The 25,504-nt window shown below is 59.6% G+C and carries 20 protein-coding genes; 11 read left to right on the plus strand and 9 right to left on the minus strand.

What is annotated here, in order from left to right; translation table 11 throughout:
- Nucleotides 1–77 precede the first annotated feature (77 nt).
- Together parE and ACFC20_RS05860 are read left to right on the plus strand one after the other, a co-directional pair.
- Nucleotides 78–1,973 (plus strand): DNA topoisomerase IV subunit B, encoded by a 1,896-nt coding sequence (parE, locus tag ACFC20_RS05855; RefSeq protein WP_375192176.1) that lies wholly within the window; start codon nt 78–80, stop codon nt 1,971–1,973.
- Between the two features lie 108 nt (nt 1,974–2,081).
- Complete coding sequence (locus ACFC20_RS05860) at nt 2,082–3,860, plus strand: SLC13 family permease (protein WP_375192177.1); 1,779 nt, start codon at nt 2,082–2,084, stop codon at nt 3,858–3,860.
- Here the strand turns inward: ACFC20_RS05860 and ACFC20_RS05865 are convergent.
- Nucleotides 3,855–5,141 carry an EAL domain-containing protein gene (locus ACFC20_RS05865; RefSeq protein WP_375192178.1) on the minus strand — a complete coding sequence of 429 codons (1,287 nt, stop codon included), beginning with the start codon at nt 5,139–5,141 and terminating at the stop codon, nt 3,855–3,857. The two genes, ACFC20_RS05860 and ACFC20_RS05865, sit on opposite strands and share 6 nt — an antisense overlap.
- Nucleotides 5,142–5,696: 555 nt before the next feature.
- On the opposite strand from ACFC20_RS05865, the gene ACFC20_RS05870 reads away from it, so the two are divergent.
- Both ACFC20_RS05870 and ACFC20_RS05875 read left to right on the plus strand, forming a co-directional pair.
- On the plus strand, nt 5,697–6,242 hold the full coding sequence (locus ACFC20_RS05870; protein ID WP_375192179.1) for a cytochrome b: 546 nt from the start codon (nt 5,697–5,699) through the stop codon (nt 6,240–6,242).
- Between the two features lie 64 nt (nt 6,243–6,306).
- A complete protein-coding gene (locus ACFC20_RS05875) occupies nt 6,307–6,888 on the plus strand; it encodes a YceI family protein (RefSeq protein WP_091986854.1) in 582 nt (193 codons plus the stop codon).
- A gap of 34 nt (nt 6,889–6,922) precedes the next feature.
- Here ACFC20_RS05875 and ACFC20_RS05880 read toward each other — a convergent pair whose 3' ends face one another.
- Together ACFC20_RS05880 and ACFC20_RS05885 are read right to left on the minus strand one after the other, a co-directional pair.
- Nucleotides 6,923–8,560 (minus strand): methyl-accepting chemotaxis protein, encoded by a 1,638-nt coding sequence (locus tag ACFC20_RS05880; protein ID WP_375192180.1) that lies wholly within the window; start codon nt 8,558–8,560, stop codon nt 6,923–6,925.
- A 125-nt stretch (nt 8,561–8,685) separates the two neighbouring features.
- Nucleotides 8,686–8,928: a hypothetical protein gene (locus ACFC20_RS05885; protein ID WP_375192181.1), complete on the minus strand. Its 243-nt coding sequence runs from the start codon at nt 8,926–8,928 to the stop codon at nt 8,686–8,688.
- A gap of 266 nt (nt 8,929–9,194) precedes the next feature.
- Between ACFC20_RS05885 and parC the strand changes: the two genes are divergently transcribed.
- Nucleotides 9,195–11,504, plus strand: coding sequence for a DNA topoisomerase IV subunit A (gene parC, locus ACFC20_RS05890; RefSeq protein ID WP_375183434.1), 2,310 nt, complete (start codon nt 9,195–9,197; stop codon nt 11,502–11,504).
- A complete protein-coding gene (gene serB, locus ACFC20_RS05895; RefSeq protein ID WP_375183435.1) occupies nt 11,497–12,729 on the plus strand; it encodes a phosphoserine phosphatase SerB in 1,233 nt (410 codons plus the stop codon). Before parC ends, serB begins: the two co-directional genes overlap by 8 nt.
- 11 nt (nt 12,730–12,740) lie before the next feature.
- Here the strand turns inward: serB and ACFC20_RS05900 are convergent, their stop codons facing one another.
- The 3 genes from ACFC20_RS05900 to epmB form a co-directional block, all read right to left on the minus strand.
- On the minus strand, nt 12,741–14,825 hold the full coding sequence (locus tag ACFC20_RS05900) for an EAL domain-containing protein (protein ID WP_375192182.1): 2,085 nt from the start codon (nt 14,823–14,825) through the stop codon (nt 12,741–12,743).
- Nucleotides 14,826–14,932: 107 nt separating this feature from the next.
- Nucleotides 14,933–16,738: a GTPase gene (locus tag ACFC20_RS05905; protein ID WP_375192183.1), complete on the minus strand. Its 1,806-nt coding sequence runs from the start codon at nt 16,736–16,738 to the stop codon at nt 14,933–14,935.
- Between the two features lie 219 nt (nt 16,739–16,957).
- The gene (gene epmB, locus ACFC20_RS05910) at nt 16,958–17,998 is read right to left on the minus strand and encodes an EF-P beta-lysylation protein EpmB (protein WP_375192184.1); all 1,041 of its coding nucleotides are present in this window, start codon (nt 17,996–17,998) and stop codon (nt 16,958–16,960) included.
- A 45-nt stretch (nt 17,999–18,043) separates the two neighbouring features.
- On the opposite strand from epmB, the gene efp reads away from it, so the two are divergent.
- Entirely contained in the window at nt 18,044–18,619 is a 576-nt protein-coding gene (gene efp / locus ACFC20_RS05915) for an elongation factor P (protein WP_375192185.1), read from the plus strand.
- A 7-nt stretch (nt 18,620–18,626) separates the two neighbouring features.
- Nucleotides 18,627–19,598 (plus strand): EF-P lysine aminoacylase EpmA, encoded by a 972-nt coding sequence (gene epmA, locus ACFC20_RS05920; RefSeq protein WP_375192186.1) that lies wholly within the window; start codon nt 18,627–18,629, stop codon nt 19,596–19,598.
- A 32-nt stretch (nt 19,599–19,630) separates the two neighbouring features.
- Here the strand turns inward: epmA and asd are convergent, their stop codons facing one another.
- A complete protein-coding gene (gene asd, locus ACFC20_RS05925; protein ID WP_375192187.1) occupies nt 19,631–20,485 on the minus strand; it encodes an archaetidylserine decarboxylase in 855 nt (284 codons plus the stop codon).
- 174 nt (nt 20,486–20,659) lie between these two features.
- On the opposite strand from asd, the gene motA reads away from it, so the two are divergent.
- Complete coding sequence (motA, locus tag ACFC20_RS05930; protein ID WP_375192188.1) at nt 20,660–21,511, plus strand: flagellar motor stator protein MotA; 852 nt, start codon at nt 20,660–20,662, stop codon at nt 21,509–21,511.
- 31 nt (nt 21,512–21,542) lie between these two features.
- Nucleotides 21,543–22,502, plus strand: a complete 960-nt coding sequence (gene motB / locus ACFC20_RS05935) for a flagellar motor protein MotB (RefSeq protein WP_375192189.1) — start codon at nt 21,543–21,545, stop codon at nt 22,500–22,502.
- A 38-nt stretch (nt 22,503–22,540) separates the two neighbouring features.
- On the opposite strand, the gene rsgA is transcribed toward motB, so the two are convergent.
- Nucleotides 22,541–23,596, minus strand: a complete 1,056-nt coding sequence (rsgA, locus tag ACFC20_RS05940) for a small ribosomal subunit biogenesis GTPase RsgA (RefSeq protein WP_375192190.1) — start codon at nt 23,594–23,596, stop codon at nt 22,541–22,543.
- 284 nt (nt 23,597–23,880) lie between these two features.
- On the opposite strand from rsgA, the gene orn reads away from it, so the two are divergent.
- Entirely contained in the window at nt 23,881–24,423 is a 543-nt protein-coding gene (orn, locus tag ACFC20_RS05945; protein ID WP_375192191.1) for an oligoribonuclease, read from the plus strand.
- Here the strand turns inward: orn and queG are convergent.
- Entirely contained in the window at nt 24,418–25,497 is a 1,080-nt protein-coding gene (gene queG / locus ACFC20_RS05950; RefSeq protein ID WP_375192192.1) for a tRNA epoxyqueuosine(34) reductase QueG, read from the minus strand. The two genes, orn and queG, sit on opposite strands and share 6 nt — an antisense overlap.
- Nucleotides 25,498–25,504 lie beyond the last annotated feature (7 nt).

Raw genomic sequence — 25,504 nt, forward strand, 5'->3', positions numbered from 1 at the left:
CAACCGTTGATCTTTGCTCACGAATCCCTAAGCTATGGCTCAGCTTTCTACACCAATCGCGGAGCCCGTTCCTGCCCATGAGCCAGCAACAATACAACGCCGATGCCATTGAAGTCCTGAGCGGTCTGGATCCGGTGCGCAAGCGCCCCGGCATGTACACCGACACCAGCCGGCCGAATCATCTGGCACAGGAAGTGATCGACAACAGTGTCGACGAGGCGTTGGCGGGCCATGCCAGGCGCATTGATGTGGTCCTCTACAGCGACGGCTCCCTCAGCGTGGAAGACGATGGCCGGGGCATGCCGGTGGATCTGCACAAGGAAGAAGGCCTGCCGGGTGTCGAGCTGATTCTTACCCGCCTCCACGCCGGCGGCAAATTCTCCCAGGGCAACTATAACTTCTCCGGCGGTCTGCACGGCGTGGGTGTCTCGGTGGTGAATGCGCTGTCCACGCATCTGGAAGTGTCTATCAAGCGAGACGGCCAGCTGCACCGGATGACCTTCGCCAACGGCGACAAGGCCACCGAGCTTGAGGTTGTGGACACGGTTGGCAAGCGAAACACCGGTACGCGACTGAAATTCACGCCGGATGCGAAGTATTTCGACAGTCCCAATTTCTCGGTCAGCCGCCTTCGGCATAACCTGCGTGCCAAAGCGGTACTGTGCCCGGGGCTGACCGTTACCTTCCTGCAGGAAAAGACCGGCGAGAAGGACGAGTGGTTCTACGAAGACGGTCTCAGAGACTACTTGCGTACTGCCCTGGCAGACATTGAGGCGGTGCCGCTGGAGCCGTTTACCGGCAGTTTCTCCGGCAACAAGGAGGCCGTGGACTGGGCCATCCAGTGGCTGCCCGAGGGCGGCGAAGCGATCATGGAGAGCTACGTCAACCTGATTCCCACGGCCCAGGGTGGCACCCATGTGAACGGCCTGCGCACGGGCCTGCTGGAGGCCATGCGCGAGTTCTGCGAGTTCCGCAACCTGCTGCCCCGTGGCGTGAAACTCTCGCCCGAGGATATCTGGGAGCGGGCCGCCTACGTGCTTTCCTTCAAGATGCAGGAACCCCAGTTTTCAGGGCAGACCAAGGAGCGCCTGTCCTCACGTGAGGCTGCCGCGTTCATCTCCGGCGTTGTGAAAGACGCCTTCAGTCTGTGGCTGAATCAGCACACCGATGTGGCGGAGGCCCTGGCCGAGCTGTTCATCAGCAACGCCCAGCGGCGGCTGCGGGCCAGCAAGAAGGTGGCTCGCAAGAAGGTCACGTCAGGCCCGGCGCTGCCCGGCAAGCTGGCGGACTGCTCGGGTGCAGACACCGCCCGTTCCGAGCTGTTCCTGGTAGAGGGGGACTCTGCCGGCGGCTCCGCCAAGCAGGCCCGAGACCGGGAATTTCAGGCCGTCATGCCTCTGCGCGGCAAGATCCTCAACACCTGGGAGGTGGATTCAGGAGAAATCCTGGCGTCCCAGGAGGTCCACGACATCGCCGTGGCCATCGGCGTAGACCCGGGCTCGGACAAGCTTGAGGGCCTTCGCTACAACAAGATCTGTATCCTCGCGGATGCGGATTCCGACGGTCTGCACATTGCCACCTTGCTCTGTGCCCTGTTCGTGAAGCACTTCCGTCCTGTGGTGGCGGCGGGTCACGTGTTCGTGGCCATGCCTCCGCTGTACCGGGTGGATCTGGGTAAAGAAACCTTCTACGCCCTGGATGAGCACGAGAAGCAGGGCATCATCGACCGGATTGCAGCGGAAAAGCGCAAGGGCAAGATCTCGGTCACCCGGTTCAAGGGCCTGGGCGAGATGAACCCGCTGCAGCTTCGGGAAACCACCATGGCACCGGATACCCGTCGCCTGGTGATGCTCACGATCGAGGACGGCGACGACACCGATAGCCGCATGGACATGCTGCTGGGCAAAAAACGGGCGTCGGACCGCCGGGCCTGGCTGGAGACCTACGGCAACATGGCCGATATCGAAGTGTGAGTCCCGGGCCTCATATGTGCTAGGGTGCTATAAAAAGCATCCTTTATTCTTTCTCTGTATTCTGCAAACTCGTTATCCTGCCAGTTTTCAAACCGGGAAGTACCATTAATGGACTGGCAGGGTTGGTTTGCGCTGGGGCTTGCGGGCACCGCGCTGTTGCTTATGAGTGCAGGGCGTTTTGCGCCCCATCTGGTAATGATGGGTGTGCTGGTTGTCCTGAGTGCCAGTGGCATCGTGTCCGCCGACCAGGCGCTCTCCGGTTTCAGCAACAGTGGCCTGATCACCGTTGTCGCCATGTTTGTGGTGGCGGCCGGCATCCATCACTCCGGTGGTGTCGATCTGCTGGTCAACCATCTGCTTCGCAGTCCCCGTACGGTGCGTTCAGCACAGGCGCGTATTGCGCTGCCGGTTTCCCTCCTGAGTGGTTTTCTCAACAACACACCGGTGGTAGCCACCATGATCCCGGCGGTCCATGCCTGGTCGCGCAAGATCGGCATTGCCCCTTCCAAGCTGATGATTCCGCTGAGCTACTCGGCCATCCTCGGTGGCACCCTGACGCTGATTGGTACCAGCACCAACCTGGTGATCAACGGTCAGTACCAGCAGCTGACGGGGGAGCAGGGCTTTTCCATCTTCTCCATTACCGCCATCGGCCTGCCGGTCGCCGTCATCGGTGTGACCGCCATGCTTCTGGTGATGCCCCGGCTCTTGCCCGACCGTAAGGACCAGCAGAAGTTCGGCTCCATGCGAGAGTTCACGCTCGAGGTGGCCGTCTCCTTCGATGGTCCTCTGGTAGGCAAGACGGTTGGCGAGGCCGGGTTGCGGGAACTGGAGCGCTTGTATCTCGTGGAGATTGAGAGGGATGGCAGCGTGGTAACCGCGGTGCCCTCCGAGGAACGCCTGCGCGGTGGCGATCGACTGGTGTTTGCCGGCGATACCCAGGCCATTTCCGACCTGCTGCGCATCAACGGTATCGTGCCCTCGGTGCATGACGATGAGCCCAGTCTGAGCAAGGACCGGGCTGAGCGTCGTCTGGTGGAAGCGGCACTTTCCCCACAGTCGGACGTGTTGGGGCTGACCATCCGCGACGCCCGGTTCCGTGACCGTTACGGCGCGGTGGTGCTGGCAGTGGCGCGCGGTGGCGAACGGGTATCGGGCAATCTTGGCAATATCCGCCTGAAGCCCGGCGATGTTCTGCTGCTGGAAGCAAGACCCGCGTTCGTAAGCCGGCAGCGTTACAACAAGGATTTCCTGTTGATCAACGATCTGGAAACCGAAACCCCGAGGCACGATCGCGCATGGTTGTCCTGGGGTATTCTGCTGGTGCTGGTGGGGCTGGCGGCCTGCGGCATTCTCAGCATGCTGAATGCCGCTTTGCTGGGCGCGGCGCTGATGATTCTGTCGGGCTGCTGCTCGGTAGGGCAGGCCCAGAAATCGGTGGACGTTCCTGTGATTCTCACCATTGCCGCCTCGTTTGCTTTGGGCGCTGCGCTTGAACAGACCGGGGCTGCCGGCTATGTTGCCGAGGGTATCCTGCAACTGAGCCAGGGCAGCGTTCTGCTGACCATTCTGCTGGTTTACATCGTGGTGTCGGTGCTTACCGAGGTGATCACCAACAATGCGGCCGCGGTGCTGGTAATCCCCATCGTGCTGTCCATGACCAACAGCATGGGCGTAGCGGCAGAGCCGTTTGTCATTGCCGTAATGATGGCGGCGTCAGCCAGCTTTGCCACACCCCTGGGCTATCAGACCAACATGATGGTCTTCGGTCCAGGAGGCTATCGGTTCAGCGATTTTGTGCGCGTGGGAGTGCCTATGAACCTGTTTATCGGTGCGGTCACGGTGGCGGTGATAGCGATGGTGTACGGTATTCAGCCAGGCTTATAAAGTGGCTGGCGTGGGGCTTGCCAGAATGTCGCAGCAAAGCACCTGGAGCTTACCCTGATGATAGAACCCGAGGGAGAGGGTCACGCACATATAGGCGCCGGTGACGCACAGATAGGGCGCGGTTACGTGCAGGCTTTCCGGCTGGGCCAGTGCCTGGCGCAGGTATTGCTGGCGATACCAGTCGGCGCTGGTGGTGCTTTCAAGCGGCTTGAAACGAGGGTCAAGGCCCCGGGTCGCGGTATCTGACACCACGGTGTCATCCATCTGAACGCCCCGGTCATCCACCAGATAGCAGCGGGATACCGCCGGGTGATTGAGTAGCTCCACGCAGGCCTGGTGCATGCTCAGCCCGTCACGCAGTTTGCCAATGGCCTGCTCGAAATAGCCACTGAAAAAATCCACCAGCTGTCGGGTCGGATCCAGGGTTACCTGGTTCCGGGTCTTGTATTCCTGCAGCAACTGGTCGAAGTCGGCCGGGCCCCGGCCAAGCTGGCCGAGATCGGTGCTCGGTTTCTCGAAGTAGAATCCCTGGACAAAATCGACGCCGGCATCAATGGCAATCATCGCCTGATCCCGGGTTTCGACGCCTTCAAGAAGTACCAGGCAGCCGGACTGATGCAGCAAAGACACAATCCCGTTGAGAATCTGCCGGGCCTTGTGATCGTCGGTCGCGCGGGTAAGCAGCTTGCGATCAAGCTTCACGATATCTGGTGAGAGGTTCCAGATTCGCTCAAAGTTGGAGTGTCCGGCGCCGAAGTCATCAATTGCGGTGAGGCAGCCGAGCTTCTTGTAATAGGCCACGGTCTCTCTCAGCCGCTCCGCATCGTCGGTGGGCTGTTCCACAATCTCCATCACGATCCGGTGCGGCGGCAAGCCTGTTTTTTCCAGCAACTGCCCGAAGAAGGAGTCGGCCTGGCTACCGGCGGTGACCACACGGGGGGAAACGTTCAGGAACAGCCAGTTCAACTGGTCTTGAATGCCGCTGTAGTTGCGTATGTGCAGGTATCGGCACAGTCGGTCAAGTAGCAGGTTTTCTGCATCTGAAGCAGGCAACTGGAACAGATGCAGGGGCAACACGGCGGCGTTGTCGGGATCAAAGGCCCGTATCAGGGCTTCATAACCCACAATCCGCTTGTGTGAAATGCTGTAGATGGGTTGCAGTGCCGTCCTGAGTTTTAGCCCCCGGAAGTCTGCGGTCCATGTGTCGCCTTCCCGGTTCAGCATTGGGGAGAGCAGATCCACTTCCGGAGCCTTCAGCTTGTCAGGGAGGCGCTGCGACATAGACGATTCTGATAGATTGAACGAACGCATCAGTCGGGCGAGCGACTGAACTGTCTCGTATCAGTACGTGTTAAGCCTGGGAAAGCAGGAAGTTACTGATAGTTGGGAGGAAGGTTGCCAAAAAAACGGATTTATTACCACTGTTTCATGTAGAAACTGGAAACCGTTTGTATCTTTAGCTGTCACTACGACCGGATGGCCGCTCTCTCAGCAGGCGGGTCTTAGAAAGGTAAAAGTCGCGCCCAGCGGCCACCTGGCAAAGGCAAGGCACCGCCAGAACATCAGTTGTTGCTGGGTACAACCACGCTTTCGTCAAATTCGAGTTCCATGTCTCGTCCTCTCGGTCACTGAGGCCCCGGACGGGGCGTTAAATAATGTGATAAGAGTATCTCGTTGATCGGTTGAGACAATCCGTAAAACCCCTATGCGACTAAAGGCAAACGCGGTTGGGTCGGTCAGAAATTCTGATGATCGGCAGCAAAAGATTTTGATTTCCACGGGCACGTGGTCTTTCTAGACTGAGGCAAATTCCAGGGATCAGGGTGATTGAACATTATGGCTATCAGGAACACATCAAGCCGATTCGGGCTTTTAGCCGTTGGGCTCCACTGGCTTGTTGCGCTGGCCGTTTTCGGACTGTTCGGGCTCGGGTACTGGATGGTGGACCTGTCCTATTACCACGACTGGTACCGGAGGGCGCCGGATATCCACCGCAGCATCGGCTTGCTGCTACTGGCAGTGATGGTGTTTCGGTTGATCTGGCGGTTAGCGGACAAAGTACCCGCGCCGCTGCCTGGCCACACGCGCTGGGAGGTCAGGAGTGCGCACCTGGTGCACGGGCTCCTCTACGTTCTGGTGTTTGTCGCGATGGTCAGCGGTTACCTGATATCCACCGCGGATGGCTCGGCGATCAGCGTGTTCGGCTGGTTCAATGTGCCTTCGGTTACCGGGCGGATCAAGGGTATGGAAGAGGTGGCTGGTACCGTGCATTACTGGTCAACCTGGGCCCTGGTAGTGCTGGCGCTGTTACACGCGGCCGGCGCGTTGAAGCATCACCTCGTTGATCGTGACCGCACCCTGATTCGTATGTTTGGAAAGTAGTGTCGGGAGTATTTGAATCCTGTCCAACGCCCCAGAAGGGCATTCATCAGATAAGGAGATATCCATGAAGAAGGTTCTGCTTGCGTCCGCCGTATCCATGGCAATGGTGGGCTTTGCCCAGGCCAGTGAACACAGCGGCACTTACGCGTTTGACAAGAAAGGCGCGCACCAGTTCGTCACCTTCAAGATCTCGCATCTGGGTTATAGCTGGCTCTACGGACGATTCAACGACTTTGATGGTCAGTTCACCTACGATGCGGACAACCCCGAGAACAGCTCCGTCAATGTCACCATCGACACCAGCAGCGTCGATTCCAACCACGCCGAGCGCGACAAGCACCTTCGCAGCGAAGATTTCCTGTACGTGGACGAGTACCCACAGGCAACCTTCAAGAGCAAGCGGGTTGTGGTGGATGATGACGGAGAGGCCGATATCATCGGTGATCTGACCCTCCGTGGCGTCACCAAAGAAATCACTCTGGAGGCAGAAATGCTGGGTCACGGCGCCGATCCCTGGGGTGGTTATCGCATGGGCTTTGAAGCCGAAACCGAGCTTCGACTCAAGGACTTCGGCATCCCCATGGACCTCGGAAAGGCCTCCGAGACTGTGGAGATCATCATTTCTGTCGAGGGTATCCGGCAGTAAACCGGGCTGACCCCGCCCAGACCAGATTCCGGGGTTACACCCGGAATCTGCCCGTTTGACGCTCGAGCTCCCGGGCGTAGCCCTCCAGAGATTCGCTGATCCCGTCGATATCCCTCGACCGGTTGGCGCTTTCGGCCGCCAGATCGTTGATGTCTGTTATGCTTCGGTTGATCTCGTCGATCACCTGGGTCTGTTCTTCGGTGGCGGAAGCCACGCTGGTATTCATATCCGCAATGTTTGTCATGGCCCCCAGAATGGCCGTCAGCTCCTGCTCGGCCTCGGTGGCCAGTTTCTCAGTTTCCGTAGCCTCCCGGCTGCCGGTTTCCATCACTGACACAATATCGGCCACGCCGGTTTGAAGCGTGGTAATCATGGTCTGAATGTCTTCGGTGGATTGCTGGGTGCGCTGGGCCAGGGTGCGTACCTCATCGGCCACAACCGCAAAGCCCCGGCCCTGTTCACCGGCCCTGGCAGCCTCAATGGCGGCATTCAGCGCCAGCAGATTGGTTTGCTCGGCAATGCCCCGGATGACATCCAGCACCGAGGTAATGTTGTCGGAATCCGAGGAGAGTTTCCGGATAACCTCGACGGCCTTGGAAATCTGGGCCGCCATCCGGTGCACCTGTTCGGAGGAGCTGCGGATAATGCGGGCACCGTTGTTGCCATTCTCTTCGGCCTCCTTGGTTAGCTCGGCCGCCCTGGAAGCATTACCGGCCACTTCTTCAATAGCACTCTGCATCTCATTAATAGCAGTCGCCACCATGGCAATGGAATCGGTCTGGCTGGACACGCCCTCGCGGTTATCTTTGGCCGCCTGGGCCAGGTCCGTGGCACCAGTACCCAGTTCCCGGGTCAACTGCTGGATGGAGGCAATCATTGATTGCAGGTTCTCAAGAACCAGATTGAAGCTTCGGGCCAGTTTGCCAAGGTCGTCGTCCAGTTCTACCGGAATGCGTTTGGTCAGATCGCCTTCACCCTGGGCAATATTGTCCAGCTGCTCCCGAAGGGCGCGAATGGATTTGATGATGAGTTTGAGAAACACGACGAACAGCAACACACTGATCACGATGGCGCCGACAGTGATCAGTAAAACTGCGATAGAGCTGCTTCGCCCTTCTGCAGACGCGCCGGAGGCGCGGGATTGCGCCCGCTCGTCGGCGTGAGCACCCACCTCGTCGTAGTAGGATCGAAGGTTGTCAAAGAGCGGCGCGGTTTCGCTGGATGCCAATTCCCGGGCGCGTTCCGCCTCGCCAGTTCGTGCGAGATTGATGACTTGATTGGCGGAAGCAAGCCATTGTTCATAAGCCGAGTCGAAACCGCGAGCCACATCGGCTACTCCGGTTCCATCCAGCCGTTCTACGGCTTTTTTAAACCGATTCAGGGCCTGTTCGGAGTTTTCTGAAAAGCTCTCGAGCTGGCTTGCTCCATCCTCGTCGTTGAGTTTGGCGTCAACATACGCCATCTGGGCGACCAGCGCCTGGTAGAGGTCACGATCGCCGTTCAGGATTTCGCTGACGGAGGGGAGAAAGGTCTCGGCAATGACGTCTGTGTCCTCGACCAGGTTGCGTACTGTATTAACCGCAAACAGCCCGATGATCACAAGGGCGACCGACGTAATGGCAAAGGGCAGGGCAATTTTTAACCGGACACCAAGACGATTACCGAAGTCCATGACAGCCTCCTGATTTCCCGTGCTGGCTTTAACGGAAGCATAGCAGCGGGCCCGGAATTGTCATGGTGGATGCAGTAAAGATTGCGCCGGATCAAGTTAATCGATTTTTTGGCGCCTTTCTCGAATTATCGGGAAAGATCAGGAGAGTTTCCCGGCGCCTCCGAGGATCGACAAAGGTGTCGCTGGCGCCAGAACTGGCCTGCAAAGATCACCAGCCAGATCAGCAAGCCTGCCCAAAGATAGGGCTCGGGGATCTGAAAGCTGCCGCTAATGGCAAACTCCACCAGCAGCATTAGCGCAAGCGCCAGAACCGCGTTGACCAGGGCTGTAACCATGGCTTGCCCGCAGGCTTTGATATTGGGCTTCATAGTGTTCCGCTTGTGAGGAAAATAAAACGGTCTTCTATTCACTGAGTGGGAGAATAAGCGCCGTCTTACAGTCTCTCCATGCGGGAATTCCGCTATTGGAATCAGTGAGCTGTGGCACCGGCACCGGAATTCCTCCAATAAATCTGCGGGTTGTTGGTGTATCGGCGCCGTGCTCCATATAATGTGCGTTTCCGTGCGCGGGTACGTGTGTCGGGTGTGGTCCAGCAGGCCACGGACGTTTTCAAATCAGGCGACAAGAGGCATCCATGCCAGAGTTCCAGACAACGGATGAAGGCTTCGAGCGGGTTTCGCTCCGGGATTACACGGAAAAAGCCTATCTCGATTATTCCATGTACGTCATTCTCGACCGGGCGCTGCCGAACGTCGGCGACGGTCTGAAGCCAGTGCAGCGGCGGATTGTGTACGCCATGTCCGAGCTTGGGCTGAAGTCCACGTCCAAGTACAAGAAGTCTGCCCGAACCGTGGGTGACGTGCTGGGTAAGTTCCATCCGCACGGCGACAGTGCCTGCTACGAAGCCATGGTGCTGATGGCGCAGCCGTTTTCCTACCGCTACCCGCTGGTGGACGGCCAGGGTAACTGGGGCTCCCCGGACGATCCCAAATCGTTTGCCGCCATGCGTTATACCGAATCGCGCCTGGCGCCCTTTGCGGAGGTGCTCCTGGGTGAGCTGGGCCAGGGGACCGTCGACTGGGTACCCAATTTCGACGGCACCATGGAAGAACCTTCCGTGTTGCCGGCCCGCCTGCCTCATGTTCTGCTTAATGGAACCACGGGTATTGCCGTGGGCATGGCAACGGACATTCCGCCTCACAACGTGCGGGAAGTAGCCGCGGCCTGTATTCGCCTGCTCGACCAGCCGGAAGCCGGCGTCGACGAACTCTGCGAGCATATCAAGGGGCCGGATTTCCCCACCCACGCGGAGGTCATCACGCCGCGCAAGGATATCCGCCAGATGTACGAGACAGGGCGGGGTTCCCTGCGCATGCGCGCGCGCTGGATTCGTGAGAGCGGCGAGATTGTGGTTACCGATCTGCCTCACCAGGTATCCGGGGCCCGGGTGCTGGAGCAGATCGCCCAGCAGATGCAGACCAAGAAGCTGCCCATGGTGGCGGATCTGCGCGATGAATCCGACCACGAGAACCCGACACGTCTGGTGATTGTGCCTCGCTCCAATCGCGTCGATCTCGACGGGTTGATGGCGCACCTTTTTGCCAGCACCGACCTGGAGAAAACCTACCGGGTCAATATCAATGTGATTGGCAATGACGGCCGTCCCGGTGTCAAGGGGCTGCGGCAGATCCTTACCGAGTGGCTGGCCTTCCGGCGCACCACGGTAATCCGGCGTCTGCAGCATCGTCTCGACAAGGTGCTGGCGCGCCTGCACATTCTTGAAGGCCTGCTGATTGCCTACCTCAATATCGACGAGGTTATCGAGATCATCCGCAATGAAGACAAACCCAAGGCCGAGCTGATGTCGCGCTTCGGGCTGTCTGCCGATCAGGCGGAAGCAATTCTCGAACTGAAGTTGCGACACCTGGCCAAGCTCGAGGAAATGAAGATCCGCGGCGAACAGGATGAGTTGTCCGCCGAGCGCGACGAACTGCAGGCCATTCTGGGGTCCGAGGACCGTCTCCGGGAACTGATCAAGAACGAGCTCCAGGCCGATGCCGACGCTTTCGGCGACGACCGTCGTTCTCCGATTGTCGAGCGGGAGGAAGCCCGGGCGTTCAGCGAAGTGGACCTGGTTTCCAACGATCCGGTCACCGTGGTGCTCTCTGAAAAGGGCTGGGTGCGCGCCGCCAAGGGTCACGATATCGAGCCCGAAGGACTCAGCTACAAGGCCGGCGACCGGTTTGCCCTGGCGGCCCGCGGTCGCAATAACCAGCAGGCGATTTTCCTGGACTCCACCGGACGTGCCTATTCGCTGATGGCGCACAGCCTGCCGTCAGCCCGGGGGCAGGGGGAGCCGCTCACCGGCCGTATCAACCCGCCCTCCGGTGCCCACTTCTCAGGTCTGCTGATGGGCGATCCTGCCCGCAAGGCGCTGCTGGTGACTGACGGCGGCTACGGCTTTGTGACTTCACTGAACTACATGATCAGCAAGAACCGCAACGGCAAGGCCGTCGTGAGCGTGCCCAAGGGAGCGAAGATCATGCCGCCGGTGGTGATTCCGGCCACGGATAAGACGCTGTATCTGGTGGCCGTGTCCAACGAAGGCCGGATGCTGGTGTTCCCCCTCAGCGAGTTGCCGGAACTGGCCAAGGGCAAGGGCAACAAGATCATCAGCATTCCCTCGGCCCGGGTTCAGAACCGCGAGGAATACGTGGTGGCCATCGCAGTGTTTGCCGAGGACGACCAGTTGGAAGTCCGTGCAGGCAAGCGCAAGCTGGGGCTGCAGTTCAGTGATCTGGAACACTACCTGGGTGAGCGCGGTCGGCGGGGTCACAAGCTGCCCCGGGGGCTTCAGCGAGTGGATACCATTGATGTGATTCCTTCGGCCGCCAGGGCTCAGGAGGAGGCCAACGCCGGCACAGAGGGCAGCGACGGTGAGTGAACTGGTACTTGTGAATGTGTCCGGGCGCGACAAGCCCGGGCTGACGTCTGAAATCACCGGCATCATGGGGCGCTACGATGTACGCATCCTCGATATCGGTCAGGCGGTAATACACGATCACCTGACCTGGGGCATCCTGATCGAGATTCCCGACGAGTCCAAATCCTCGCCGGTGATCCGGGACCTGCTGTTCCGGCTTCACGCCCTGGATCTTCAGGTACGATTTGCGCCCATTACCGTTGATGAGTACCAGGCCTGGGCGGCAGGGCGCAACCGGGCCTGCTATATCGTTACGCTCCTCTCCCGGGACATCAAGGCCGAGCAGATCGCCCGGGTGTCTGCCATTACGGCCCGCCACGGCCTGAACATTGACAACATCTCCAGGTTGTCGGCCCGGCCCTCCCTGAACGCATCTGAAAACCGCATCGCCTGTGTGGAATTCTCGGTGCGCGGGACTCCGTCGGATCTCGAGACCCTGCGGTCGGACTTCCTGCACATCGCCGCCGAAATGAATGTGGACATCGCCTTCCAGGAGGACTCCATTTTCCGACGCAACCGCCGACTGGTGGTGTTCGACATGGATTCCACGCTGATCGAGGCGGAAGTGATCGACGAGCTGGCCCTGGAGGCTGGCGTGGGTGAGCAGGTGGCAGAGATCACGGAGCGAGCGATGCAGGGCGAGCTGGACTTCAGCCAGAGCTTCGCCGAACGGTTGGCTCTGCTCAAGGGGCTTGATGAGTCCGTGCTGGAGCGAATTGCAGAGCGTCTTCGCATGACGGAGGGGGCCGAGCACCTGATTCGCAGCCTCAAGGCCCTCGGGTACCGTACCGCCATCCTGTCCGGTGGCTTTACCTACTTTGCGCGCCACCTGCAGCGCAAGCTGGGCATAGATTACATCTATGCCAACGAACTTGAGATCGAGAATGGCAAGGTAACGGGGCGGGTGTCAGGCCAGATTGTCGATGGCCAGCGCAAGGCGGAGCTGCTGCTGGAAATTGCGGAAAAGGAGCATATTTCCAGGGAACAGGTGATCGCCGTGGGTGATGGCGCCAACGACCTGCCAATGCTGAGCCAGGCCGGGTTGGGTGTGGCATTCCGGGCCAAGCCGCTGGTGAAGGAATCGGCTCGTCACGCCATTTCCACCCTGGGGCTGGACGCCATCCTGTACCTGATCGGGTTCAGGGAAAGTGATACCAGCCAGACCCTCGATAACACTGACCACTGAGCCTTTTCGGCTCAGTGGTCGCCGAAATCGTAGTTCATCTCCGGTACCGGAGCCTGCAGGTAGTAGCCCTGGATGTAGTTGACGCCGGCCTGCCAGAGTGTCGCCAGAACGCCGGCATTCTCCACCAGGGGAATGATGGTGAGCTTGCCGTTTGACTGCAGGCTCTTGACCATTTCCTTGACCTCGTTCTTCGCTTCCTCGCTCTTCTGGATCTCCTCGGTGAAAGAGCCATCAATTTTCACATAGTCTGTGTCGATGTGTTTGAGCGTGTTGAACGGGTTCAGGGCGCAGCCAAACTGGGAAATGGACACCTTGCAGTGCAGTTCATGCACGGTTTTGGTGAATTCCTTGGCCTGCTTCATGTAGTTGTTGGCGTCGCCTTCACGAATCTGGAAGATCAGGGAGTCACCGGGCAGGCGCGCGGCCTTCAGGGCGACGCTCAGCCAGGGCGTGAAGGTCTTGTCCTGGAGGGTTTCCGCGGTGATGTTCAGGAACAGGCGGGTATCGTGTCCGCGGGACCGGTGGCTGGCCAGTTGCTTGATGGTCTGGAGGATGACCCAGCGATCAATCTTGATGGCGGTGTCGCTCGGCCCCATGGGCGGCAGGAAGTCGTAAGGTGAAACCTCTTCGTCGTCCTTGTCGAGCATGCGAACGAACGCCTCGTAGTGTTCCTCACCCTCGCCACGCAGGTTGATGATCGGCTGGAACAGCAAGCGGAAGCGGTTTTCCTCAAGCGCTTTCTGGATCGCTTCAACCGAGTTGTTCTCGTCGAGATCCTCGAAGTCTGCCGGGTTGTATACCACCACGCCGTTGCCCTCGCTGTGGCCTTCCAGCTTGCGCACTTCCGCCGAAGCTACGTGGGCCCGGGCCATCAGATCTTCCGCCTTGGGAGAATTCTCGGTTATGGCGGCCACACCGATACTCAGTGTCAGTTGCACGGTACGGCCGTTGATGTCGAACAGATGGTCTTCAACCGCCTTGCGCACCCGCTCGGCGATATCGGCCATGGTTTTTTCGTCACAGGGCTGGCAGAGCAGGCTGAAGGCATCGTCACTCAGGCGCGCCAGCACGAAGCCATCGCCCGCCTGCTCCTTGAGCAGGTTGGCCAGATCGCCGAGCAGCAAATCAGCGCCGGCGATACCTACCTGGCTCTTCATGCCCATGAAATTGTCCAGGGCAATGTAGGCAAGGGCGCCAGTCTCATTGTTCTTGCCGGCCCGACCAATGGCTTCGGCCAGGGCGTCCATCAGATACTGCCGGTTGTAGAGCCCGGTCAGCAGATCCTGGCTACTGATCTGGCGCAGCTTTTCCTCCAGCTCTGCATCGCTGTGTTCAGGCTGCAGGACGATCTGGGTACAGGCTTCGCCGTCATAGGTGGCGGCCGAGACCGACATGGTGACACTCAGTTCGTGGTCATCACTGCGACGGGCGGTGCAGTTGAGGGTCATGCCGTCCTCGCCTTTCTCTGCGAAGGCCTTCATGAATTCCTTGTACTTTTCCTGGCTCTCCGGCGTGAGTGTGTCGAGCACCGGAATACAGATCAGCTCATCGATATCGTCGTAGCCGAGGAACTCCATATAGGACTGGTTGGCATAGATGTGCATGCCGTCGTTGATGTAGGCAATGGCGTCCTTCGAGCTTTCCAGCAGCAGTTGACAGCGTTGCTCGGCCTCCCGCAGATGGGACTCGAGAACCCGGCGACGCCGGCGTTCCTCCAGGGCGGCCAGTTCACGATTGACCACCAGTACCAGCATGTCGGTGTATTCGAAGGGGACGGTGTCCTGGGCGCCCGCCTTGATCATGGCAACCGTACGCTCCCGGCTTTCCTGCTCGGTGAGCAGGATGAAGGGGATATCCTTGTCCATGCGGCGGATCATGGCCAGAGCATCGTCTGCAGAGAACTCCTGCTCCAGGTCCCGGGCCAGAAGCAGGTCCCAGTTGCCCGCCTTGAGAGTTTCTTCCAGATCTTCCTCGGAGGTAATGCGGTGGGCCCTGGTGGCTTTTCCGGAGTTCCGGAGCAGGCTGACCAGCGATTCGGCGTCGTTCTGGGACGGATCAAGAATCAGCAGGTGTACGGTCGCGTTCTTTTTCTGCATTCGTCAGGTGTCTCGTGATGCACTGTTCATTCACCAACGCTGAATGATGCAGGGGTTGCGGATCAATAACAACCCCACAGCAGACACGGCCTCTCAGTTTGGCAAGTTCAGAGCGATGGCCAGAGCGAATCGAACTCATCCTCGCTGGCTCCGGAGGGCGTGGCCGGAGCGCCCGGGGTGAACGCTGCGTTGTTCTGCAGCTTCAGCTCAAACTGGCTGATGCTGCCGGTTGAGGACACCCGGCGCGACAGCTGGCCCTGGTCCTCGCGCCCATCATGCAGAAGCGAGATCCGGCTGCCTGACTGGAATGGCAGCCTGGGCGTGATCAGGGTGGCGGACTGGTTGACCACGCTGATTTCCGGCAACAGCAGTCCGCGGAGATACTCGCTGCTGTTGCCGACTTTCTGGATCAGTCGCACACCGCAGGGCGCGGCACTCGGGGCGAGTAGCTCGATGCCTACCTGAGTGCCCTGGTTCTTGATCTGACGGATCCAGCGCACAACCGCCACGCTCCAGGGATGGGAGCGATGCTCGCGAACACCCAGTACCTCGCCAGCCTGCAGAGAGGGCGGCACGTTGCTTTCCCAGGCCACACAGTAGCCACCGGGGCTGGTGTTCACCAGCAGCGCCTGGTAAGCCCGTGGCCGGTTGCGATCCGTCGACGGCGACTGGGAGTTGCCGTAATTGCCCTTGAAGTTGATGGGCGTGTCGGCCGATACCAGCCGATCATCGGCGGGCGCCGCGTCATGGGCGCCTGACCAGGCATCCTGTTTCTGACGGGCAGTGCGCACGAACAGGTTTTCTTCGTCGTGGTGGCCGGTGTCGTTGCCGTTGACGAATTCGGTAAAGGTTTTCTCGCCGGAAATGAAGTAGTGGGCCGAAGTCAGGCCAACACAGATTTCCAGGGAGCCCTGGCTGCTGATCCGGTTGAAGTTACGTTTGGCAAGAATGCCCAGGGCCTGGCTCAGGTGAGTCAGAAGGGTGTCGCTGACCTTTGCCGGCACGGCCAGATCATTCTCTGCCTCTTTCTGCTGGCGGCGGGCATGGAGCGTTTCCGACAGCATGGTGGAGAGATCGCGGGTGTCAAAGCCAAAGCTCTCATCGCCGGGCTTCTGGTCCAGCAGGCTCCGGTAACAGGGCGGAGTATCACGCTCCATGTTCACGACAAACAGGCTGTCATCACCGATATCCGGGCCGCAGCGGGTGTGCTCGGTCCATACCTCGAACAGCTCGTACACCTGCAGCAGTTCAGCCTGGCGAAGCTGGTTTGGACGGGCGCAACCCAACAGGAGAATGCGTTTGTAGCTGTCCGCCACCGAGCTGGACCGGCGATGCTGAAGGGTGTCGTCATCCACCTGTACCACTGACAGCTTGTTGCGATGGGCGAACCGATACAAGCGGTGGCACTCCAGCCAGCTCTGGGCCGGGCTGGGACAGTAGAGCTGGTGTGACCTGAGAATGGTGGCGGACAGTTCGGAAATGGCCCGATGCGCGGCCGTGGCAATCTGCCGCCGGTTTTTCTCCAGCCCACCGTTATCGATGAACTCCAGCAGGCACAGTTTATAACCCCCGGCCAGGTGCAGCTGCAGGGCCTGGGACAGGTTGGCGATTTTCCGCTGCTTTTCCGGCAGTGCAACCGCGAGTCCCAGGTAGTGTCGGGAGAGCTCGCTGCAGACAAAATGAATTTTTTCCCGGATCAGTTCCAGAAACTGGAGTCTCTGTTGTGGCGCCAGAAACAGGTGATTCAGCTCGATAATCGCATGGTAAAGCTGGCGGGATACCTCACCGATATTGGCCATCGGCAATTGATCGATCCAGGTCCGGAAGGCCTTGGGCGTGGTGTCGCAGAACGACAGGCTGGCCGTTTTCTGCTCGGGAACGCGGAGATCTGGTTTCAGGGTCATACCTTCCATTCGGTCACGCCACTATCGACATCGGGGGTATTCCAGGCCTGGCCCTGCCCGGCCAGTGTCCGCTCGGGAGACGGGTTGCCGGTAGGAAAACGCCATAAATACATGTTTTTATCTTTAACGTTACTGGACTTTAAGGTAGCAAACCAGTCTCAAAAAGCGAGAAGATCACGAGTTCACAATCTTTGACAAGTGAAATTCCGTTGCTTTTTGCGATGCCAGTCACGGGAACAGGTTGATCGGGGTCTTGCTGGCTTCGCCAGGAAGCTCCCGAACCAGTCGCGGCACCAGGAATCCAGGCAGGCGGGTCAGAAGCTCCCGCACCAATGCCCGGGCTTCGTCGTCGGGCACTTCGTAGTGGTGCGCGCCGGCCACCGGATCGAAGGTGTGCAGATAATAGGGCAGAACGCCCGCATCGAACAGGCTCTCGCTCAGTGACTCCAGTACCGGGACCTGGTCGTTGACGCCCCGCAGGATGACGGCCTGGTTAAGCAGGGTCGCACCGGTAGCCCTGAGGTAGCCGAGCGCGCGTCGGGTCGGACCGTCTATTTCCGCCGGGTGATTGATGTGCAGTACGATCACTATCTGCAGCGGAGTTGTGGACAGCCACTTCAACAATTCATCGCAAACCCTCTGGGGAATCACCACCGGCAGGCGGGTGTGCAGCCGGAGTCTGCGGATATGGGAAATGCCACTGATGGCGGCAGCCCATTGGGCCAGGAGGCGATCGTTGACAGCCAGCGGGTCGCCGCCACTGAAGATGACTTCGTTGATTTCCGGGCTGCCGGCGAGGGTGTTGATCACCCGCTGCCGATCTTCCGGTGATAACCGTTGCTCCTCATACGGAAAATGTCGCCGGAAGCAGTAGCGGCAGTTAACAGCGCACTGGCCGGTTACCATCAGTAGCGCCCGGCTGCGGTATTTCCGGATCAGCCCGGTGCTGGCGATGGCGTCGGCTTCCTGCAGTGGGTCGCTGACGAATCCCGGCGCTTCCAGGGTTTCCTCCTGCAGTGGCAGCACCTGGCGTAGCAGCGGATCGGCCGGGTTGCCTTTTTCCATGCGCGCCAGGAACGGTTCCGGTACCCGCAGTGGAAACAGCCGATGGCCCGCTCTTGCACCGGACAGCCAGGGAGTCTCGGGAAGTTCGAGTCGCCTGAGGAGCTCTTCCGGTGTGGTCACCGACTGCGACAACAGCTGTTGCCAGCTGCGCTGCTCATGGTCGGAAAGGTGGGCTTCTATACGGGCGGGGGTTCGCTGTATCATATCGCCCTTCGAATTTTAAACAGCATTTTGTCAGGTGGACATTTCATGGCTTCATATTCTACCAACGAATTTCGCGGCGGTCTTAAGGTTTTGCTCGATGGCGACCCCTGCATCATTCTCGAGAACGAGTTTGTAAAACCCGGAAAGGGGCAGGCGTTCAACCGCGTCAAGCTGCGTAACCTGATGACCAACCGGGTCTGGGAGCGCACCTTCAAGTCCGGCGAAAGCCTGGAAGCCGCGGATGTCCTCGATCAGGACATGGAATACCTGTACACCGATGGCGAGTTCTGGCATTTCATGAAGACCGACGGTTCCTTCGAGCAGTATCCGGCCGACGCCAAAGCGGTGGGCGACACCGTCAAGTGGCTGAAAGAGCAGGACGTGTACACCGTGACCCTCTACAACGGCGCACCCCTGTCGGTAACGCCGCCCAACTTTGTCGAGCTGGAAGTGGTGGATACCGACCCGGGCATGAAAGGCGATACCGCCCAGGGTGGCTCCAAGCCGGCAACCCTTTCCACTGGTGCCGTGGTGAACGTTCCCCTCTTCATCACCATTGGCGAAGTGCTGAAGGTAGATACCCGCTCCGGCGAATACGTCAGCCGGGTCAAGAGCAGCTGAGCCTGAGATGACTGACCAACCTGTCTGGCAGCCCGCTGCCTCGCAGGCCGCCCTGAAAAGCCGCGCACAATTACTGGCCTTTGTGCGCGGCTTTTTTGCGCAACGGGGGGTGCTGGAGGTGGAGACCCCGGTGCTCGGCCAGTTCGGCGTCACTGATCCGAATCTCGACGGTGTTGCCGCTCTGGCAAGCGCCGGCGCCCGCAGCGGCGGGTGGCTGCAGACATCGCCCGAATATCACATGAAGCGTCTGCTGGCCGCCGGTTCCGGTCCGATTTATCAGGTGTCCCGGGTGTTTCGCAACGGCGAGCAGGGGCGTCGGCACAACCCCGAGTTTTCCATGCTGGAATGGTACCGGCCAGGGTTTGACGACCGGTCGTTGATGGCCGAAGTGGCAGACCTGGTGTGTGGTTGGCTGGGCTGTGAGCGGCCTGGGCTGATCACCTACCGGGAAGCCATGCGCCGCTGGGCCGGTATCGACCCCTACAGCGCCACCGACCGTGATCTTCGCAGGCGTGGCGAGCAGTGGCTGGAGGTGGAGCAGTTGGCAGATCTGGACCGGGACGGCGTACTGGACCTGTTGATGAGCTTTGCGGTGGAGCCGAATCTGGGGCAGGGCGGTCAGCCGGTGTTCATCACGGGTTATCCGGCATCGCAGGCGTCCCTGGCAAGGATCTCACAGGCAGACGGGCAAGCCACCGCACACCGGTTCGAGCTTTACATTGACGGCCTCGAGTTGTGCAACGGTTACTGGGAATTGACCGAGCCTGCGGAGCAGCGGCAACGGTTTGCGGCCGACAACGCTCAGCGCCGCCGTCTGGGCAAACCCGAAATGGCGGTGGACGAAGCGTTTTTGGCAGCCCTTGATCATGGGCTGCCGGACTGCTCGGGGGTTGCTCTGGGGCTGGACCGGCTGTTGATGCTAAAGCTCGGAACGACGGATATCCGCGAGGTGCTGGCGTTTCCCTTCGACCGGGCCTGACGGCTTTCCGGCGCTCGGAAAGGCGAAACCGGTCAGGACAGCGTGCCGAAGGCCTCGCCCATGCGCACGGTTTTGCCGGCCACCTGGTCACTGTTCCAGGATACGGCGCCCTCAGGCATCACAAGAATGACGGTAGAGCCCAGGCGGAAACGTCCCATTTCCTCGCCCTTGGCAAACTCCCGTGCATCGTCGCCTTCGTAGCGGGTCGCTGTAACACCCTGGCTTGTGGGTACCACAACGCCGGCCCAACGGGTTTCCACGCTGCCGACAATCATCGCGCCGACCAGAACCATGGCCAGCGGGCCCGCCTCGGTGTCGAACAGGCACACAACCCGTTCGTTGCGGGCGAACAGGTTGGGCACGTTCTCCGCCGTTACCGGGTTGACCGAGAACAGCTTGCCGGGAATATGGATCATCTCCCTGAGCTTGCCAGCCATCGGCATGTGAATGCGGTGGTAGTCTTTGGGTGCCAGGTAAATGGTGGAGAATTCGCCCCCCGCAAACGGTGCCGTGGTGGCCTCGTCGCCGCCAAGCAGTTCGCTGAGGCTGAAGGTCTGGCCCTTGGCCTGGAAGACGCGATCCCCGGTAACCTGCCCCAGCTGGCTGATGGCGCCGTCGACAGGGCTGACCAGGGTTTTTTCGCCTTCGGCGAGCGGGCGCAGGCCCGGTTTCAGCGCTCTGGTGAAAAACGCGTTGAAGGTTGGGTAGGCTTCAGGATCCGGTTCGGCCGCTTCGCTCATGTCTACGCCATAGCGGCCGATAAACCATTTGATCACCCGGTTCTTGAGCGCGGGGTTGCGGTCGTTGTCGGCCAGACGACCGGCCAGGCGGGAAATACCCAGTTGCGGCGTGAGGTACTGGCTCAGAACAAAAAGCTTGTCGAACATTAAAAGTGATCCTTTGCGCTCAAAGGCGCGAAGTTTACCAAAGACTGCCACCTGTATAGAAATTGTTTCACGGCTTCGCGGTTGGCCCATGGCCTTGCTATTATCAGGTCACCTTTGGCGTGTTTGCTTCCGGCTCCGGCCTATAACCAAGACTATAAGGCGCTCCTTCTTACCATGTTACTGATCATCGGCGGACTTATTGTTGTTGCCAGTGTCTTTACTGGCTATGTTCTCCACGGCGGCAATCTGATGGTGCTCTGGCAACCAACAGAAGTGCTGATCATTTTCGGTGCTGCCCTGGGTTCCTTTATCATTGCCAACCCGGTGCATACCCTCAAGGAAACGTTCAGTCGTGGCCTGCAGTTGCTCACCGGGTCTCCCTTCAACAAGTCCTTTTACATGGATCTGCTCAGCCTGCTGTACGAGATTTTCGACAAGTCCCGAAAGCAGGGTGTCATGGCCATCGAGGAAGACATTGATAACCCGGAGTCGAGCCAGATCTTTACCCGCTACCCTGCGATCATGAAATCGAAAGAGCTGCTGGCGTTTATCACGGATTACCTGCGTATCATCAGCTCTGGCAACATGGCTGCCCACGAGCTGGAAGGCATGATGGAGAACGAAATCGACAGTCGCCATCATGAAATCGAAGAGCCCGCCCATGCCGTCAACAAGATTGCTGATGCCCTGCCGGGCCTGGGTATTGTCGCCGCGGTGCTGGGTATCGTGATTACCATGAATTTCATGAGCGAGGGCCCGGAGAAAATCGGCCTGAGCGTGGCCGCTGCCCTTGTGGGCACCTTTCTGGGTATCTTCATGGGCTATGGCTTTGTCGGGCCCACCTCCATTGCCATGGAGCACGCCGCGAAGTACGAGCTCAAGGCCTACGAGTGTGTCAAAGCCTCGGTGGTTGCAACGGTTTCCGGTCAGGCGCCGCAGATGGCCATCGAATTCGGTCGCAAGGCGCTGCCCACTGACAAACGACCCGGTTTCCAGGAACTGAACGATCACGTTCGCTCCAAATAAACCCGATCCCCGCTGATTCCGGAGCCGATTCGTGGAAGAACAGCCAATCATCATCAAACGCAAGAAGAAAGTGGTCGGTGGCCATCACGGTGGCTCCTGGAAAGTTGCGTTTGCGGATTTCGCGACCGCCATGATGGCGTTCTTCCTGGTGCTCTGGTTAACGGCAACCGCCTCGCCGGAGCAGAAGCGCGCCGTGGAAGGCTACTTCCGTGATCCCGTCGGCTTTACTGAAGGTGGTTCGCCCAACCCGGTGGACCTTGAGGGCAGTGCCTCGGTGGTTAAAGAAACCAGCACCGACATGGATCCTAATCAGATCCAGATTGAAGACCAGGTGGTGGACGACCTTGCGGAGACGCTTGAACAACGGCGAATGGAGGAGCTGTTCCAGGAGCTGAAAGAGCGTATCGAGCAGAACGAAACCCTGCAGGAGTTCAAGGACCAGTTGCTGATCGACATTACCGATGAGGGGTTGCGCATCCAGATTGTCGACCGCTCGGGGCGGCCCATGTTCGACAGCGGCCGCGCCCAGCTGAAGTATTACTCCCAGGACATCCTGTTCGAGCTGGCTAAAACCCTCGGTTCGGTCAACAACAAGCTCAGCATCACCGGCCATACCGACGCCACGCCTTTTGGCGGCCGCCCGGGCTATACCAACTGGGAGCTCTCCGCCGATCGCGCCAACACCGCGAGGCGCGCCCTGGTTGCCGGTGGCGTTCGCCAGGAACAGATTGCCCGGGTGGTGGGGCTGAGTGATTCAGTACTGTTCGACAAGGAAGATCCCACAGCACCGGTTAACCGCCGTATCTCCATCATTGTGCTGAACAAAAAGACCGTAGATGACATCCAGAGCAGCGCCGGCCAGGCGGACGAACCCCTGATTGACCTGACCCAACCCACGGAAGCAGAGCAGGAAGCCGCGCGAGAGCGTCTGGAAAGCGGGGAGTGGCTTCAGGAAAAACCGGAGCCGGCGCCGGGTGAGCTGAACTGGTAGTGTGAGCAGCTGGCCTGAGCGGGTGTTCTGATAAAAGATCAGTCCGCTTTCAGCCCCCGGGCCTGTTGCTCGGCCATATCCTGCAGGATACGGTGAAAACTCTTCAGACGCGCCTCGCTGATCTTGCCGGCCTGCGCCGCCGCATCGATCGCGCAACCGGGATCGCCCATGTGGCGGCAGTTGCGGAACCGGCAGTGACCAATCAGATCCCGGATCTCCCGGAACCCGTATTCGATCTCCTGCGGTGTCATGTGCCACAGGCCAAACTCCCGGATGCCCGGTGAATCAATCAACTCCCCACCAATCGGAAGATGGAACAGTTTGGCGGTCGTGGTGGTATGGACACCCTTGCCGGTGCTTTCCGACACGGCGCCCACCCGAATGCTCTCATCCGGCATCAGCGTCTGGATAATGGACGACTTGCCCACCCCGGACTGGCCAACGAACACGCTGGTCTGCTCCCGCACCAGGCGTTCCACCTCCGGTGAAGGCCGATCACCGGATTCGGCCGCGGACGTGCGCACCACCTCATAGCCCAGCGCCTCGTAACGCTCGAGCAGAGCGTCAATCGCCTGCCGATTGCTATCGGTAATCAGATCGGTTTTGTTCAACAGGATAACGGCAGGAATGTCGGTGATCTCAGAGGCCACCAGGTACCGGTCGATCAGGTTGTCATGGGGCTCCGGTTCGGGTGCGATCACCAGAATGATGTGGTCAATGTTCGCCGCTACCGGCTTCAGGGCACCGAAATTATCCGGCCGCTGCAGCAGGTTCCGGCGCTCTCCCCGGGCCACGATGACGCCGGACTCGTTTTTTCCCGGACGCCAGACCACGGTGTCGCCGGTAACCAGGCTGTCAATATTGGCCCGCACGAAACACCGAACCACCTCGCCGGTGTGCTCGCCCTCCAGGGCCTCCACATCCAGTTGTTGCCCGTAGTGGGCAATCACCAACCCCTCCTGCTCCGGCCCCAGTTCACCGGCCTCGGCCTGTTCCTGAACCTTCTTCTCCCGCCGCGCCGCCCGGGCGGCCCGCTCCTCCTGAACTTTCCGGATGCGGAATTGCTGCTGTTTGTTCAGTCGCCGTTTTGCCATGTATCGAGCGCGTACCGTGTTTGGGTTCGTGAGGTGTTACATCATACGTTAATCAGTCACAATACACAGACAAATCAGGGTGTCTGACAGACGTGAAGTCTGCGAGCACCCTACCTTCTCATATACCTCCAAGTGTATGGGCAGGGGTGGGGAGCGTCTTTCCGGGAATGTCGCCGGCCAGGGATGGCCGGCGCCAAGCGCACATGGATGTGCTCGTAGCGTTTCCCGGAAAGACGCTCCCCGCCCCTGCCTACTCCGAAACGTAAAGGCTGGGATGTAAAGAAATGGCAGAAAACCACCACCTGGTATGGATCGATCTTGAAATGACCGGCCTGGATCCGGAAAAAGAGCGGATCATCGAAATGGCCACCATCATCACCGATTCAGAGCTGAACATCGTGGCCGAAGGCCCGGTGATCGCCGTGCACCAGCCCGATAGCCTGCTGGATGCCATGGACGAATGGTGCACCCGTACCCACGGCGAAAGCGGGCTGACCAGGCGAGTCCGGGAAAGTGACATCTCCGAGGCGCAGGCCGAACAGCAAACCCTCGAGTTCCTGAAAAAGCACGTCGGGAAAGGCCAGTCGCCCCTGTGCGGCAACAGCATCGGCCAGGATCGTCGCTTCCTCGTGAAATACATGCCCGAACTGGAAAACTACTTCCACTACCGGAACCTGGACGTTTCCACCATCAAGGAACTGGCCCGCCGCTGGCGCCCGGACGTACTCAAGGGCGTTCAGAAAAAAGGCAGTCACCTGGCGCTGGATGATATCCGCGACTCCATCAACGAACTGCGCCACTACCGGCAGGAATTCTTCAAGCTATAGACCATGCCGCCGCAAGGCCCAGCGAACGTGTTCGCGGACCAGCTCCGAGGGGTGGTCCGCCCGTTGCTTGAGTGCCTCGATCACCGGGATGGTTGAGGGCGCGTTACCCAGCCCCACGGCCAGATTCCTCAGCCAGCCCTCATAGCCGGTGCGCCGGATGGCCGAGCCCTCAGTGCGTTTCAGGAACTGCTCCTCCGTCCACAGAAACAGTTCGGCCAGGGTGCTGTTGTCCAGCCCGTGGCGAGGCTGGAAATCCTTTTCCTCCGTGGGCTTGCTGAACTTCTGCCAGGGACACACCAGCTGGCAGTCATCGCAGCCGAATACCCGGTTGCCCATCAGGGGCCGAAGCTCTTCAGGAATACTGCCCCGGAACTCGATGGTGAGGTAACTGATGCAGCGCCTGGCATCCAGCTTGTGAGGACCCACGAACGCATCGGTGGGGCACAGGTCCAGGCAGGCCGAACAGCTGCCGCAGTGGTCGGTTTCAAACGGCGGATCCGTTGGCAGCGGTGCGCTGGTGAAAATCTCTCCCAGAAAGAAAAACGAGCCAGCTTTCGGATGGATCAGCATATTGTTCTTGCCAATCCACCCCAGCCCGGCACGCTGCGCCAGTGCCCGCTCCAGCACCGGCGCACTGTCCACGAATGCCCGGTAGTCGTAGCCGCTTAGGGCGGCATCAATTTTCGCAGCCAGTTGCGCCAGCCGCTTACGAATCAGCTTGTGGTAGTCGCGTCCCAGCGCGTAGCGCGTCACATAAGCGGATTCCCGGTCAGTGAGTGCTTGTTTCGGGTTGTCCGGTGCCGGTAGATAGTCCATTCGCACCGAGATCACCCGGCGGGTGCCGGGCACCAGGGAGTCTGGCGTGTAGCGTTTGTCACCGTGGTGCCCCATGTAATCCATGTCGCCCTGGTAGCCTTCGGCCAGCCAATCCTGCAAATGCCGGGCGTGCTCTCCCGTGTCCGGCGTGGTGATGCCCACGTCGGCAAACCCAAGATCGCGCGCCCACTGCCGTATAAGTGCTGGCAAATCAGCGAGTTCGGGGTGTGTTGTGTTGCTGGAAGCTGTGGCACTCATGATTCTG

This window comes from Marinobacter sp., from assembly GCF_041984545.1.
Lineage (GTDB): Bacteria > Pseudomonadota > Gammaproteobacteria > Pseudomonadales > Oleiphilaceae > Marinobacter.